This is a genomic window from uncultured Flavobacterium sp. (assembly GCF_951805225.1).
Taxonomy (GTDB): Bacteria; Bacteroidota; Bacteroidia; order Flavobacteriales; family Flavobacteriaceae; genus Flavobacterium.
On the sequence record NZ_OX638201.1, the window covers coordinates 5949299 to 5963736 of the forward strand.

13 protein-coding genes are annotated in these 14438 nt (G+C 33.1%); 10 read left to right on the plus strand and 3 right to left on the minus strand.

Going from position 1 to position 14438, the window contains the following annotated elements:
• Nucleotides 1-24: 24 nt before the first annotated feature.
• Nucleotides 25-2499 (plus strand): zinc-dependent metalloprotease, encoded by a 2475-nt coding sequence (locus tag WN975_RS24855; RefSeq protein ID WP_337968825.1) that lies wholly within the window; start codon nt 25-27, stop codon nt 2497-2499.
• Nucleotides 2500-2555: 56 nt separating this feature from the next.
• Here WN975_RS24855 and WN975_RS24860 read toward each other — a convergent pair whose 3' ends face one another.
• Together WN975_RS24860 and WN975_RS24865 are read right to left on the minus strand one after the other, a co-directional pair.
• On the minus strand, nt 2556-3296 hold the full coding sequence (locus tag WN975_RS24860; protein WP_337968826.1) for a hypothetical protein: 741 nt from the start codon (nt 3294-3296) through the stop codon (nt 2556-2558).
• 164 nt (nt 3297-3460) lie between these two features.
• Complete coding sequence (locus tag WN975_RS24865; protein ID WP_337968827.1) at nt 3461-3901, minus strand: hypothetical protein; 441 nt, start codon at nt 3899-3901, stop codon at nt 3461-3463.
• A 217-nt stretch (nt 3902-4118) separates the two neighbouring features.
• Here WN975_RS24865 and WN975_RS24870 point away from each other — a divergent pair, with 217 nt between their 5' ends.
• The 3 genes from WN975_RS24870 to WN975_RS24880 all read left to right on the plus strand — a co-directional run bounded on the left by WN975_RS24870 (nt 4119) and on the right by WN975_RS24880 (nt 6891).
• Entirely contained in the window at nt 4119-5042 is a 924-nt protein-coding gene (locus WN975_RS24870; RefSeq protein WP_337968828.1) for a DUF4274 domain-containing protein, read from the plus strand.
• A gap of 119 nt (nt 5043-5161) precedes the next feature.
• On the plus strand, nt 5162-6187 hold the full coding sequence (locus WN975_RS24875) for a 2-hydroxyacid dehydrogenase (protein ID WP_337968829.1): 1026 nt from the start codon (nt 5162-5164) through the stop codon (nt 6185-6187).
• A 101-nt stretch (nt 6188-6288) separates the two neighbouring features.
• Nucleotides 6289-6891, plus strand: coding sequence for a hypothetical protein (locus WN975_RS24880; RefSeq protein ID WP_337968830.1), 603 nt, complete (start codon nt 6289-6291; stop codon nt 6889-6891).
• A gap of 90 nt (nt 6892-6981) precedes the next feature.
• On the opposite strand, the gene lysS is transcribed toward WN975_RS24880, so the two are convergent.
• Complete coding sequence (gene lysS / locus WN975_RS24885) at nt 6982-8685, minus strand: lysine--tRNA ligase (RefSeq protein WP_121326488.1); 1704 nt, start codon at nt 8683-8685, stop codon at nt 6982-6984.
• A gap of 386 nt (nt 8686-9071) precedes the next feature.
• Between lysS and WN975_RS24890 the strand changes: the two genes are divergently transcribed.
• The 6 genes from WN975_RS24890 (at nt 9072) to WN975_RS24915 (ending at nt 14387) form a co-directional block, all read left to right on the plus strand.
• The gene (locus tag WN975_RS24890) at nt 9072-9797 is read left to right on the plus strand and encodes a hypothetical protein (RefSeq protein ID WP_337968831.1); all 726 of its coding nucleotides are present in this window, start codon (nt 9072-9074) and stop codon (nt 9795-9797) included.
• 233 nt (nt 9798-10030) lie between these two features.
• On the plus strand, nt 10031-10786 hold the full coding sequence (locus WN975_RS24895; RefSeq protein ID WP_337968832.1) for a hypothetical protein: 756 nt from the start codon (nt 10031-10033) through the stop codon (nt 10784-10786).
• Nucleotides 10787-10791: 5 nt separating this feature from the next.
• Nucleotides 10792-11493 (plus strand): lipoyl(octanoyl) transferase LipB, encoded by a 702-nt coding sequence (gene lipB, locus WN975_RS24900; RefSeq protein ID WP_337968833.1) that lies wholly within the window; start codon nt 10792-10794, stop codon nt 11491-11493.
• A 221-nt stretch (nt 11494-11714) separates the two neighbouring features.
• Nucleotides 11715-12536: an AraC family transcriptional regulator gene (locus WN975_RS24905; RefSeq protein WP_337968834.1), complete on the plus strand. Its 822-nt coding sequence runs from the start codon at nt 11715-11717 to the stop codon at nt 12534-12536.
• 27 nt (nt 12537-12563) lie between these two features.
• Nucleotides 12564-13463: a helix-turn-helix transcriptional regulator gene (locus tag WN975_RS24910; protein WP_337968835.1), complete on the plus strand. Its 900-nt coding sequence runs from the start codon at nt 12564-12566 to the stop codon at nt 13461-13463.
• 84 nt (nt 13464-13547) lie between these two features.
• Nucleotides 13548-14387 carry an SDR family NAD(P)-dependent oxidoreductase gene (locus WN975_RS24915; RefSeq protein ID WP_337968836.1) on the plus strand — a complete coding sequence of 280 codons (840 nt, stop codon included), beginning with the start codon at nt 13548-13550 and terminating at the stop codon, nt 14385-14387.
• The last annotated feature ends 51 nt before the right edge of the window (nt 14388-14438 follow it).

The window sequence follows — 14438 nt, forward strand, 5'->3', positions numbered from 1 at the left end:
AAAAACCACTAAACCTACCAATAAATGAATAAGTTTTTCATTTTTATTACAATGGCATTTTTCATGCTGTTTTCTACTAATCAATTTGCCCAATCAAACAAAAAGACATCCAAAAAAGACGAACCTGTAGTTGCACCGCCAGAAAAAAAATCGGAATCAACAATTAAAGAATACAGCAAAGTAATTACTAAAGACGCTGTTTCTGATGACGGACTTTTTAAAGTGCACAAGGTGGATAAAAAATACTACTTTGAAATCCCGAATAAGTATTTAAATAAAGATATGCTTTTGGTAAGCAGACTTTCAAAATTACCTGCTAATTTAGGCGGAGGATATGTAAATGCCGGTTCAGAAACTAATGAACAATTGATCATTTGGCAGCGTTTTCAGGATAAAATCCTTATTAAATCAAAATCATATAATGCGGTTGCAAATGATACTTTACCAATTAGTATTTCGGTAAAATCAAATAATTATGAGCCTACATTATTTGCATTTGACATTGTAGCTTTCAGCAAAGATTCTGCAAATACTGTTATTGATGTAACGAAATTTTATAGCACAGATGTAAAGGCAATTACCGGAATATCAGCAGAAATGCGTGATACTTACAAAGTAAAAGGACTTGACGATTCGCGAAGCTTTATCAATAAGATTAAAAGTTTTCCGATGAATATCGAAGTCATTCAGGATATGACTTATAATGCTTCAAAACCTTCAACTCAGGAAGAAACAGAATCGATAAGTGTTCAAATGAATCAATCTATGATTTTGTTGCCAGAAGTACCAATGAAACCAAGGTTGGCAGATTCGCGTGTAGGTTGGTTTACGGTAAGTCAATACGATTACGGAAGCAACGAATTAAAATCTGACCTTAAAACATATATCAGACGTTGGAGATTAGAACCAAAAGATCCGGAAGCTTATAACAGAGGAGAATTGGTTGAACCAATAAAACCAATCGTATATTACCTAGATCCTGCGACGCCGGAAAAGTTGAAAAAATACATAAAACAAGGAATCGAAGAGTGGCAAAAACCGTTTGAAACTGCTGGTTTTAAAAATGCGATTATTGCTAAAGATGCTCCAACAAAAGAAGAAGATCCTGATTTTAGCCCTGAAGATGTGCGTTATTCAGTTATTCGTTATGTAGCAAGTACGACTCGAAATGCAGTTGGGCCAAGTGTTTCAGATCCTAGAACGGGAGAGATTATCGAAAGCGATGTGATTTGGTATCACAATCATTTGCGTTCTTACAGAAACAGATATTTGTTAGAAACCGGAGCAGCAAATCCGTCGGCGCGAACATTACAAACCAGTGACGAAGAAATGGGCGAAATGATGCGAATGGTTATTGCGCACGAAGTTGGTCATGCTTTAGGTTTTCCACATAATATGGGCGCAAGTTGTGCGTATGATGTTGAGAGTTATAGAAATGGTGATTTTACACAACAAAACGGAATCTCTGCAAGTATAATGGATTATGCCCGTTTTAATTATATTGCACAACCCGGAGATAAAAATATTCGTTTTATTCGTAAAATGGGTGCTTACGATCATTATGCTTTAAATTGGGGTTACAGAGTGATTCCGAATACAAAATCTCCTGAAGCTGAAGCGGTAACTTTAGACAAATGGATTTTGGAGAAAGCAGGAAATCCAATCTATAAATTTGGAGATCAGGGCAGTTCTTTTGATCCAACTTCTCAAACGGAAGATATTGGAAATAATTCGATGAAAGCAAGTTCATACGGACTTAAAAATCTGGAATATGTGGCAGGACATTTAAGCGAATGGACTAGTAATGTGACCAATGATTATGAAGATTTAGATGAATTGTATAAAGAAATGCTGGACGTTTGGAGCAGATATGTAGGTCATGTTGTAACTAATGTTGGTGGTGTTTATGAAAATACTAAAAAACCAAATCAAGCCGGAAATGTTTACGAAGTTGTACCAAAAGCAAAACAAATCGAAGCGATGAATTGGCTTCAGGCAAATGCTTTTGCTTCGCCAACCTGGATTGTAAATGTAAATACTTTAAAAAATACAAATTCTGCAGGTTATTCAGAAAAGTTTAGAAGTTTGCAAGTACGTCACTTAAATAATTTATTGAGTATCTCCAGAATTGGAAGATTGATGGATAATGAAATTCTTGGAGCTGATACTTACAAAGCTTTAGATTTATTAAAAGATACCAGAAAAGGAATCTGGAAAGAAGCTGCTACACCAGCGAATGTAACGATATATCGAAGAAATTTACAACGTGGATATATTGACAGAATGGGAGCTTTGATGATTGAGGAAATTAAACCAACAGATAAATCAACAACCTATTATAATGTAGCACAATCAGATCTTAGAGCTTTAGTTCGTGGTGAATTAACGGCATTGAGAAGCACACTTTTAGCCACAAAAGCTAGACCGACAAATACAGAAACAAAATACCATTATGAAGATTGTATCAAAAGAATTGATTTAATTCTTAATCCGAAATAAGGAAATGTATAAAAACAAAAAAAGAGGCTTTTGAAGCCTCTTTTTTTTGAACTCAATTACATTTTATCTTTTCTGTGTTCTTTCATTTTATCTTTATGCTCTTTTTGAATTGCTGTCCATTTTTTATATTGATCGGCATTCAAAATAGATTTCATTTTTGCATCTGTTGCTTTGTGATCTTCTTCCATTTGTTTTTTTATGGCTTTTTTCTCAGCATCAGTTGGTGGTGTAGGGTTGTCTCTTCGGCTCTTTTTAAGCATCGCCATTTTGGTACTTCTGTCAGACAAAAGCTCACTAACTTGTTTTTGCTGATCTGTATTTAAATTTAGATCTGTAGTCAATTTTTGCAAATGTGCCTGATCGCGTTCTTGTGGAGATTTCATATCTCTTCTGCCTTTATGATCGCCTTTGCCTTCGTGTTCTTTTTTAAGAGCAGTCCATTTTGTGTACTGATCAGCGTTTAGAATTGATTTCATTTTAGCATCGTTTGCTGCTTTTTCAGTATCCATTTGTTTTTTAAAAGCTTCTCTTTCTGCATCAGTAGGTTTTGTTTTGCTGTCTTTTTTAGCAGCTCTAAACTTTTCAGTTTTAGCACTTCTTTCTGCCAGTAACTGTTTTACTTGCTCCTGTTGCTTTTTATCTAAATTCAATTCAGAAGTTAACTTTTGTAAATGTTTTTCATTACGTTGTTCCGGAGTTAATTTTTCTCGTTGATCACGTGTAGCTTTCTGATTGATGTCTTGTGCAAAACTTACTACTCCAACGAATAATAAAGCTGCGATAAATAATTTTTTCATAATTCGTTTTTTTAAAAGGTTTATAGCAATTAGACTGCCATAATTTTATTAAGTTTAATCGAATTGTCGGATTTATCTTTTAATTAACAGAAAGTAATAAGGAAAACATAATACTTTTCAAAAATAAAAAAGAGGCAATCAAAGCCTCTTTTTGTACACTATAATTAGTTATTCTCTTTTTTGTATTCTTTCATTTTTTCTCTTGCTTTGTCTTTATTCTCTTCCTGAATTGCTTTCCATTTTGTGTATTGATCAGCATTTAAGATAGATTTCATTTTAGCATCATTTGCATCTCTTTCAGCCATTACTTCTTTTTTAAAAGCTTCTCTTTCAGCTGCAGTTGGTTTTACATCGCTGTCTTTTTTTGCTTTACGGGCTTCTTTAAATTTTTCAGCTTTAGCATTTCTGTCTGCTAGAAGTTGTTTAACCTGTGCTTGTTGATTTGCATCTAAATTTAATTCAGAAGTAAGTTTTTTTAATTGTTTGTCACTGCGTTGTTCCGGAGTCAGTTTTTCTCTTTGTTCGCGAGTTGGCTTTTGATCCCCTTCTTGTGCAAAACTTGCTACTCCAATGAATAACAAAGCTGCGATAAATAATTTTTTCATGATGTAAGTTTTTTAATTGTTATAACATTTAGACTTTATCAAATTCAATAGGTTTAATCTGATAATCAGAATTGTAGATTATTTAACAAATTTAAAATATAAAAAAGAACGATTTGCTTGACATTGAGATTCTTAGAAAGTGTTTTTATTTAATGATGTATTTATGCAAATAGGTTTTTAAATTTGTAGGAAGATATAGGATTTGTAAAATATAAAAATGGAAGAATTATTTAATAAGAAAAGTAAAAACCGAGTTCTTAAAGCAGTAAACAACGAGATGTCTTATCAAAAATTAACGGCCACGGAATTACATCAGTTTGTGCAAAATTGGAATTATGATGACGGAATCGAACCTTTTGAATGGATCATCAAGCAAAAACATCTTGATAAAGGAACCGCTCTTTGTTTGTATTGGATGTTACAGCCGGATTATTTTTGCAGGTTCGAAAACGAAGATGAAATAAAAGAAGATATAAATTATGAAACCTATCAAATCGTAAAAGAAATTGAGCAAAGATATGTTTCCGGTTTTTATACGGAGGAAAATTTCTCTTTTGATCCCAAAGAAGAGTTTCTTAACGAATATTCTAATGCAAAATGTATTCCTGCGGAAATGTTGGTAAAATCACCCGGAATTGTTTTTGAAAGACAAGATGTTGAATTTGCTTTTTTAAGAAAACCCAATGAAAAAGAATTAAAAACAATCAATTCCAAAATTGCTGATGCTATAAAAATCATTCAGATTTCGAATCCTGATTTTGTTTATAATCAAACAGATGACGCAATAAAAGCTATAATTGGAAGTGTTGAATATTGGAAAGAAAAAGAATTAGGAAAAGTAAAAATCAATAACCTTTCTTATTTATGGCTGGATTCTGTTCAAAAAACACACAATTGGGATTGGATTATTTGGGATTGGGAAACTGGAAATAACATAGGAATTACAAATACCACAAAAGAACTAACGTGTTTGGCAAACACTATTATAGAACATACAATCGATGGATTTCAGGAATCTTCAATAATGATTGATTTGTATAATGATTTGGCGGGAGTAAATGATTTTTATGATTTAAAAAGAGATCCTTACAGCGGAATTGGTTTGCTTTTTAGTACAGATCATTTAAAATTTAGGGAATAAAAAAACTATTTTGACAAAAGAGCTTTGGGAGAAGCTCTTTTTTTATGATCAGAAATTTACTTCAGATTTAATTACTTAACTTAGTAAAACCATAATTTAAGAATCAAAAATCAGAGATCATGAGTTTAACGACTACATCAAATAGTAATAAAATCGCCTTTTTTTCAACGCAACCTTATGACAAAGCTTTCTTTAATAAATACAATACTGACTTTGGTTTTGAGTTAGATTTTTTTGAAACGCAATTAAATCCTCAAACCGTTATTTTGATCGAAAACGCATCGATTGTTTGTGTTTTTGTAAATGATATCGTTAATGAAGCTGTCATAAAACAATTGGCAGAAAAGGGAGTGAAAATTATAGCTTTACGTTGTGCAGGTTTTAATAATGTCGATTTAGAAGCTGCGAAAAAATATAATTTAAAAGTTTGCCGCGTTCCCGCATATTCTCCGCAGGCAGTTGCAGAACATGCAATTGCAATGATTTTGACTTTAAATAGAAAAACACATAAAGCTTACAACAGAGTTAGAGAGCAAAATTTTTCTTTGAACGGATTATTAGGTTTTGATTTATTCGGAAAAACAATTGGAATTATTGGAACGGGAAACATTGGAAAAGCTTTTGCAAAAATCGCCTTAGGTTTTGGATGTAAAGTTTTGGCGTATGATATTGTTACGAATGCCGAAATGGAAAAAGACGGAGTAAAATTTGTTTCGCTGGAAGAAATATTCAAATCGAGTGATATTATTTCGCTTCATTGTCCTTTAAACGAACAAACCAAACATATCATTAATAGCAAATCTATCGATGAGATGAAAGACAGCGTGATGATTATCAATACAAGTCGTGGCGGATTAATAGAAACAGCTTCGGTTATTGAAGGACTTAAAGAAGGTAAAATTGGTTATCTGGGAATTGATGTTTACGAACAGGAAGAGAAACTGTTTTTCAGAGATCTTTCGGCAGATATTATTCAGGACGATGCAATTCAGCGTTTAATGAGTTTTCCAAATGTTTTGGTTACAGCGCATCAGGCGTTTTTTACCAATGAAGCTTTGACGCAAATTGCTTTAGTAACTTTTAATAATATAAAGTCTTTATTGGATCAAAATGATATTGAAAATAAAGCCGCTTTGTTAGTTTAAATTGAATCAAATTGGTAATCATATACTTTAGCAAACCCGACAGGTTTTTAAAACCTGTCGGGTTTAGAAACCTAATCATAAGAATTTAAAATAAAAAAATTATGAAAAGAAAAATTTTATTGGCATTTGTAATTTTAGGAATGATTTCATGCCAAAATAAAGAAAAAACAGAAAAAGAAAATGTCGTTGAAGCAATTGCAACCGACACAATAACAAAAACAGCGGTTGGAACTGCAGATGTAAGCGATGCTCCTGCAAAAGACGATAAAGCGGTAGAATTAATTAGAAAACAACTTAGGGTTTTGCTAAAAGCGGATTTGCCAGCTTTGACCAAAGACGATCGGTTTTTTTATTACAGTGCTTTCGATTTAAACAATGACAAAAAAGACGAGTATTTCGTAGGTTTCTCAAATGCTTATTTTTGCGGAAGTGGCGGTTGCTCAGGATTTATTCTGAATAATGACGGAAGTTTAATAAATAAATTTACCGTAACTGATTTTCCAATTTATGTAACTACTTCAGTAAGTGAAAAATTTTATGATCTAATAGCGGTAAGTGGAGGAAAATTTCATCTTCTGAAATTTAAAAACGGAAAATATCCGTCAAATCCATCTGTTCAGGAAGTTGTCAAAGAAGAAGCTTCAAGAGATGATGCAAAGGTTTTGGATATTGATGGAAAGAAGTTAGAAAAGTATTCGTTTTAAAAACACAAAACCCGACAGGTTTTTAAAACTGTCGGGTTTGAAATATAATTTAATTTTGGAATTTCTAATTTCCAAAAATGGTTTTAAAAACTACTCTACCAATTCCACAAATTTAAACTCACCTTCAACGGCAACTTTAGTCAAACCGTGTTTAGATAGATTTTTCATAGACGCATCCCATTTTTTACCGCTTAAATTCGCAGTAATTTTTAGTTGCTGAAGATCCATTTTGTTTTCATTTCCTTTCAATAAATCAAGGATAAATTTCTCTTCGTCAGACAATTCAATTTGAGCTTGTTTTTTCTCCGGACGCATTTGCGGGAACAATAAAACTTCCTGAATCGATGCATTATTCGTTAAGTACATAATCAAACGGTCCATTCCAATTCCCATTCCAGAAGTTGGCGGCATACCGTATTCAAGTGCTCTTAAGAAATCTTCATCGATGATTCCGTTAGCTTCATCATCACCTTTTTCAGAAAGACGCATTTGATCTTCAAAACGCTCACGTTGATCAATTGGATCGTTTAATTCAGAATAAGCATTTGCGATTTCTTTACCACAAACCATTAATTCAAAACGCTCTGTAAGATCCGGATTATCGCGGTGCTCTTTACATAAAGGCGACATTTCTTTTGGATAATCAGTAATGAAAGTTGGCTGAATATAATTTCCTTCGCATTTAGCGCCAAAAATCTCATCAATCAATTTTCCTTTCCCCATTGTTTTATCAACGTCGATTCCCATTCCTCTTGCTGCTTCAAACAATTCTTCTTCAGTTTTACCTGAAATATCAAAACCAGTAAAATGTTTGATAGAATCCGTCATTGTAACACGAGCATACGGCGCTTTAAAGTTAATTTGGTGTTCACCAAAAGTAACTTCGCTAGTTCCGTTTACAGCAATTGCACAATGCTCAAGTAAACCTTCAGCAAATTCCATCATCCAGTTGTAGTCTTTGTAAGCTACATATATTTCCATTGCGGTAAATTCAGGATTATGCGTTCTGTCCATACCTTCATTTCTAAAGTTTTTCGAGAATTCATAAACACCTTCAAAACCACCAACAATTAATCTTTTCAAATATAATTCGTTTGCAATACGCATGTAAAGCGGAATGTCAAGCGAATTATGATGCGTGATAAAAGGTCTTGCCGAAGCTCCACCAGCAATTGATTGTAAAACCGGAGTTTCAACTTCAAGATAACCAGCATCGTTAAAATAGTTACGCATAGCCGTAAACAATTTAGTACGCTTAATGAAGTTCTCTTTAACATGCGGATTAACCGTTAAATCTACATAACGCATTCTGTAACGCAATTCAGCATCTGTAAAAGCGTCGTGAACGTTTCCGTCTGTATCAACTCTTGGTAAAGGAAGCGGACGAAGTGTTTTACTCAAGAAAGTAAAACCGCTAACACGAATACATTTCGCGCCAACTTGCGTCGTGAATAATTCACCTTCAATACCAACAAAGTCACCTAAATCAGTTAATTTTTTAAAAACCGTATTGTACAAAGTTTTATCATCACCTTCACACAAAACATCGCGATTCACGTACAATTGTATACGCCCTTCGCTATCCTGCAATTCAGCAAAACAAGCTTTTCCCTGATCTCTGATACTCATCAAACGTCCGGCAACAATAACCTTCTTACCTTCTTCAAACGATTCCTTAATCTGCTTCGAAGTATGATTTACAGGAAAAAGATTAGCTGGGTAAGGATTGATTCCTAAGTTGCGTAAGTTTTGAAGTTTCTCTCTTCTAATGATTTCTTGTTCTGATAATGCCATTTTGTGCTCTTTTTTAAGTGTGCAAAGATAAAGAAAAGAATGTAGATTTCAGAATGCAGTTTTTAGATTTTTTGAAGCACAAATTTCAGGCTTTCAACATCCTTTTGTCCCGCTATCCACTTGTATCTTTTTTGCCGAAAAAAGCAAAAAAGGATACCGCTTCTATCGGGGCTATTTTAGAAGTTTTAGTTTTTAAAAGACCTTTTAGTTGGTGGGTTTTGTCGTTGCGAGGAACGAGGCAATCTCATTTGCTGGATCGGCAAAGTGTCTTTTAGTAGTGTGATTGCTTCGTTCCTCGCAAAGACAGCACTTAAAGAAAATGCATGAAACTAAATAAAAACCTCAGTATCTTAGCTTCTCAGAACCTCAGAACCTTCAAAGAAAAAATGAAATCCATATCAGCCTTAATAATTCTTCTTCTGCTTACAAGTTGTCAAATTACCGAAACGATTCAAATCAATCCAGACGGAACCGGAACTGTTGAAGTTGTTCAGCTTCGGAACGAAAATAGTTATATGCAATTGGCGGGAGATCAATATGCGCACGAAGATGTTTTTAAAGATACAACCTATGTTTTTCAGGATTATATTAAAAAGTACAACGAGACATTTGTGAAATATACGCCTGTAGAACAGCAATTATTTCAAAAATATTCGAATGTAAAAGTGCACATAAAGAATAGTTCTTTCGAAAAAGAATTCAGAACCGTAATGTCGTTTAACTTTAATAAAGTTTCAGAAATTCCGGATTTATATAAAACCGAAGATTATGTAAATGATATTAAAAATAATTATGCATTAACTGCCGAAAATCATTATTATAAAATAGAATACCATTTTGATGGAACAGTTTTTAAACGATCCGTTTCTGTTACAAGTCAAGAAGAACTTCAAAGAACAAAAAATCAATTTGCAACGGCAGATCCTAAATATACTTCTTTAAAACTGACGCAATCTTATGTTTTGCGATACCATTTCCCCAAGAAAATAAAATCAGTTTCAAACCAAAAGGCAATTATCAGCGCGGATAAAAAATCATTAACCTTAGAATTTCAACTTTCAGATTGTTTGCAAAATCCGGAAATGACAAGTTTAGAAGTGGTTTTGGAGTGAATTTATTAGCCACGGATTCGACGGATTTAAACGGATTTGTACTGATTTTTTATTTTTGAATCGACGGATCTTTGTCAAAGTTTTAAACTTTGACAAAGATTATCATGAAATAATCTGCGTTCAATCCGTTTAAATCCGTAAAATCCGTGGGCAATTTTCGCATAAACAATTAAACAAATACACGATTAAATTAATAAAAATAGTCTTCGTATCTTTGATAAAAAATTAACCATATGAAATTATATAAATTACTTAGTTTTTGTTTTTTATTAGCAACATTAACAAGTTGCACCTTAACCGAAAATATTTATGTAAACGATAACGGAACCGGAAAGTTTTCTGTAGACATGGACGGTTCGTCTTTAATGGCAATGGCTGGCGATCAATTAGGCGATCAAATGGGTGCCGATGCTAAAAAAAATATAGATTCTACTTTTACTTTCAAACAATTATTTGAAGCGAAAAAAGATAGCATTGCAAAATTATCTCCTGAAGCTCAAAAAGAACTTAAAAAGCTGGAGAATTTTGTGGTAAACACTAAAATGAACGCTGAGAAAAAAGAGTTTTTAATGACGCTTTCAACTGATTTTAAAAATGTAAATGAGCTTCAAGATGCATTACAATCTTTGAGTGCGCTTCAGAAATTAGAAGGCGGAGCAAATAGTTCAACACCGTTGGCAAAAGGATTAGGAGATAATAACAGTAAATTAAGCTATACATACGACGGAAAGAAATTTACACGTAAAGCAGTAATCGATAAAGCAAAATTGGCGGCAAAAGCAAAGGATTCTGTGCAAGATATGTCCAAGATGATTTTTGCTTCGTCAAACTACATTATAAAATATCATTTTCCTAAACGAATCAAGAAGGTTTCAAATCCAAGTGCTTTGTTTAGCGAAGATCGAAAATCAATTACAATTCAATACCCTTTCACGGATTATATGGAGAATCCTGACAAACTCAACTTTGAAGTCGAGTTTGAAAAATAATTAAAATGAACAAAAAAATTCAACTTCAGGATTTAGGAAGTAAAGATTATAAATCGACCTGGGAATATCAGGAAGAACTTTTTAAGGATATAGTCGACTTAAAAATCAAAAACAGAAGAGAAGAACTTGATTTGCCAACGCCAAATTATTTGCTATTTGTAGAACATCCACATGTTTATACTTTGGGTAAAAGCGGCGATTTCGAGAACTTATTATTAAACGAAAAGCAACTTGAAGCAAAAGGTGCGACTTTCTATAAAATCAATCGTGGCGGAGATATTACCTATCACGGACCTGGACAAATTGTAGGTTATCCGATTTTAGATTTAGAAAATTTCTTTACAGATATTCATAAATACTTACGTTTTCTAGAAGAAGCTATTATTCTGACTTTAGAAGAATACGGTTTAAAATGCGGACGTAGTGATGGTGAAACTGGCGTTTGGCTGGATGTTGGAACTCCGTTTGCACGTAAAATTTGTGCGCTTGGTGTACGTGCTTCAAGATGGGTAACTATGCACGGATTTGCCTTGAATGTAAACGTAGATTTAGGATACTTTGATAATATTATTCCGTGTGGAATTCGCGGAAAAGGCGTTACATCTTTGCAAGTAGAACTTGGTGTCGAAAAAGTTAACGAAGACGAAGTAAAAGCTAAAATCGTAAAACATTTGACTCAATTATTTGAGGCTGAATTTGTTTCATAAAGCTTCTAAAATATAAAAAGTATACCAATTCGTGTGTTCACGAAAAAAACATTTAACACATAGAAACATAGATTTTTCTTTATCTAAAAGAAGATGAAAAGAAACTGGTTTCTAACACATAGCTCTATGTGGATTAAAAAAAGTGAAACGCCTCCTTTTTAAGTTCTCAAAAGCTATGTTTCTATGTGTTAATATAAATTACACTCAACGAATTAAATAGTATGAAAAATGCTGAAGAAAATAACAATTTTAGAATTGCTGTTCCTTCAGCATTTGAAACTGTTTTTTCTCATTTTTACTTTGCCGAAAACAAAACGGCATTTCCGGTAACGAAAACTTTATTGCCCAGTTTTCAAACGATTCTTGTTTTTAATTTCGGAACAAAATCATCTCTAAGATCAGAGAAAAATACGACTCTCGAAGTTGAAAAATGCATTGTTTTAGGACCTATAAAACAAGCGTTCGATTATACTTTAAAACCCAATTCAGAGATATTAGTTGCCAATTTTAAAGAAGATGCTTTTTATAGATTCTTTGGGAATGCGCTTTTAACGCATGCATTACCAATTCATCCGGATGCTTTACTTGCAGAGAATTGTTTTTCGGTTTTATGGGAAGAACTTAATCTTTTATCAGATACAAAAGAACGTGTCGATTATATCTTAGAATTTTGCAAACCTTATTTGAAAGAGCAAAATGCTTTGACAACGCTTTTGGCGGATTTTAAAGAAGAGAATTTAAATCCGATAAAAGCAATAGCTTCACAAACAAATCAATCAGAACGGAATATTCAATTGAATCAAAAGAAGTTTTTTGGATATACCATTAAAGAAATCAATCGTTACGAAAGGTTTTTAAAAGCTGTCGAAGTTATTCAGAAAGATATACTAAATAATTCTAAAACAGATTGGCTTTCTGTCGTAGAGCAATGTGGTTATTATGATCAAAGCCAATTGATACACGATTTTAAATATTACATGAATATTTCTCCAACTAAATTCCTGAAATTCCAAAACGACATTTGCAGTTCTAAATCAGAATAGATTATTTGAATTTTGTAACTTTGTAAAATGGAAAAATTAGAAAGTATTGAAGATTTTTATCTTAATAAAGCACTTTTTATGCCCGATAACCTAAAAAAGGAGATTGGACATTTTAATGTTTTTGTATTGGATGATTTTATGGGTTGCAGTGCAAAACCTATTCCGTATAGCCGAAAAGATTATTTTAAGATAAGTTTGATCATCGGAAAGAACAAAGTGCATTATGCTGATAAAGTTGTAGAGATTGAAAAACAGGCACTTTTCTTCGCCAATCCACAAATACCTTATAATTGGGAACAATTAGAAGAACAGCAATCCGGCTTTTTTTGTGTGTTTACCGAAGCTTTTTTTCATCAGTTTGGCAATTTAAAGGAATATCCGGTTTTTAAACCAAACGGATTTCCTGTTTTTGCAATTGATGATGAACAAGTAGAAAGAATAAAAGGTATTTTTAAGCAAATGATAACAGAAATAAATTCTGATTATACTTATAAATATGATGTTCTGCGAAATTTAGTTTTTGACTTGATTCACAGTGCAATGAAAATGCAGCCGGCTAATATTTCTGTTACTCAGCATTCTAATGCTTCAAGCAGAATCTCTTCTTTGTTTCTGGAATTACTGGAAAGACAATTTCCTATTGAAAATTCAAGACAGCGTTTCGGATTACGTTCTGCGGCAGATTTTGCAGATCAATTAACTATTCATGTCAATCACCTTAATAGAGCTCTGAAAGAAACGACTCAAAAAACAACTTCGGAGATTATTGCCGAACGCATTTTGCAGGAAGCAAAAATACTTTTAAAACACACCGATTGGAATATCTCAGAAATCGCATATAGTTTGGGATTTGAAGAGCCAACACATTTCAATAACTTTTTCAAGAAAAATATTCAAATTACGCCACGACAATTTAGAACTGTTTGATTTTTGTAATTTATGGTTTGAATCTCGTTAGCCCTAAAGTCAACTGGCGACTTACTTTTGTATCCTAATTAAAACACTATTAAAATGGATACAAATAAAGTATGGTTCGTAACTGGAGCCTCAAAAGGTTTAGGATTAACTTTGGTTAAAAAATTATTGGCAAACGGATATAAAGTTGCCGCAACTTCGAGAGATGTAAACGCTTTAATTACTGAAATTGGTAAAACATCAGATCAGTTTTTGCCAATTGCAATGGATATTGTTACTGAAAGCAGTGTTCAGGAAGCTGTTCAAAATACAATCAATCATTTTAAAACGATTGATGTGGTGGTAAATAATGCTGGTTATGGACAAATTGGGACTTTGGAAGAGCTTTCAGACGAAGAATCAAGACGTAATTTTGATGTAAATGTATTTGGTTTACTGAATGTGATTCGAAATACAATGCCTCATTTCAGAGTAAACAGATCAGGACATTTCTTTAATATTTCGTCAATTGGCGGATATCATGGAGGTTTTCCGGGTTGGGGAATTTATTGTTCGACAAAATTTGCTGTTTCTGGTTTGACAGAAGGTTTGCAGGCAGAAGCTAAAGCTTTTGGAGTAAATGTGACTTTGGTTTATCCTGGATATTTTAGAACAAGCTTTTTGTCTGAAGGTTCGATGGGATTGCCTAAAAATCCAATTGCGGATTATGAAGAAGCACGTCAATCTGTTTTGGCGCATCAAAATGAAATTAACGGAAATCAACCCGGAGATCCTGAAAAAGCGGTTGAAGCTTTAATTAAAATTAGCAATGAAAAAAATCCGCCGCTTCATTTATTTTTAGGACAAGATGCCTACGATATGGCAAATAGTAAAATAGAAATTGTGAAAACAGATTTGGCAAACTGGAAAGATTTGACAACTTCTACTTCTTATTAATCATCGTAATTAAGCCCGACAGGTTTTAAAAACCTGTCGGGTTTGCTGTTT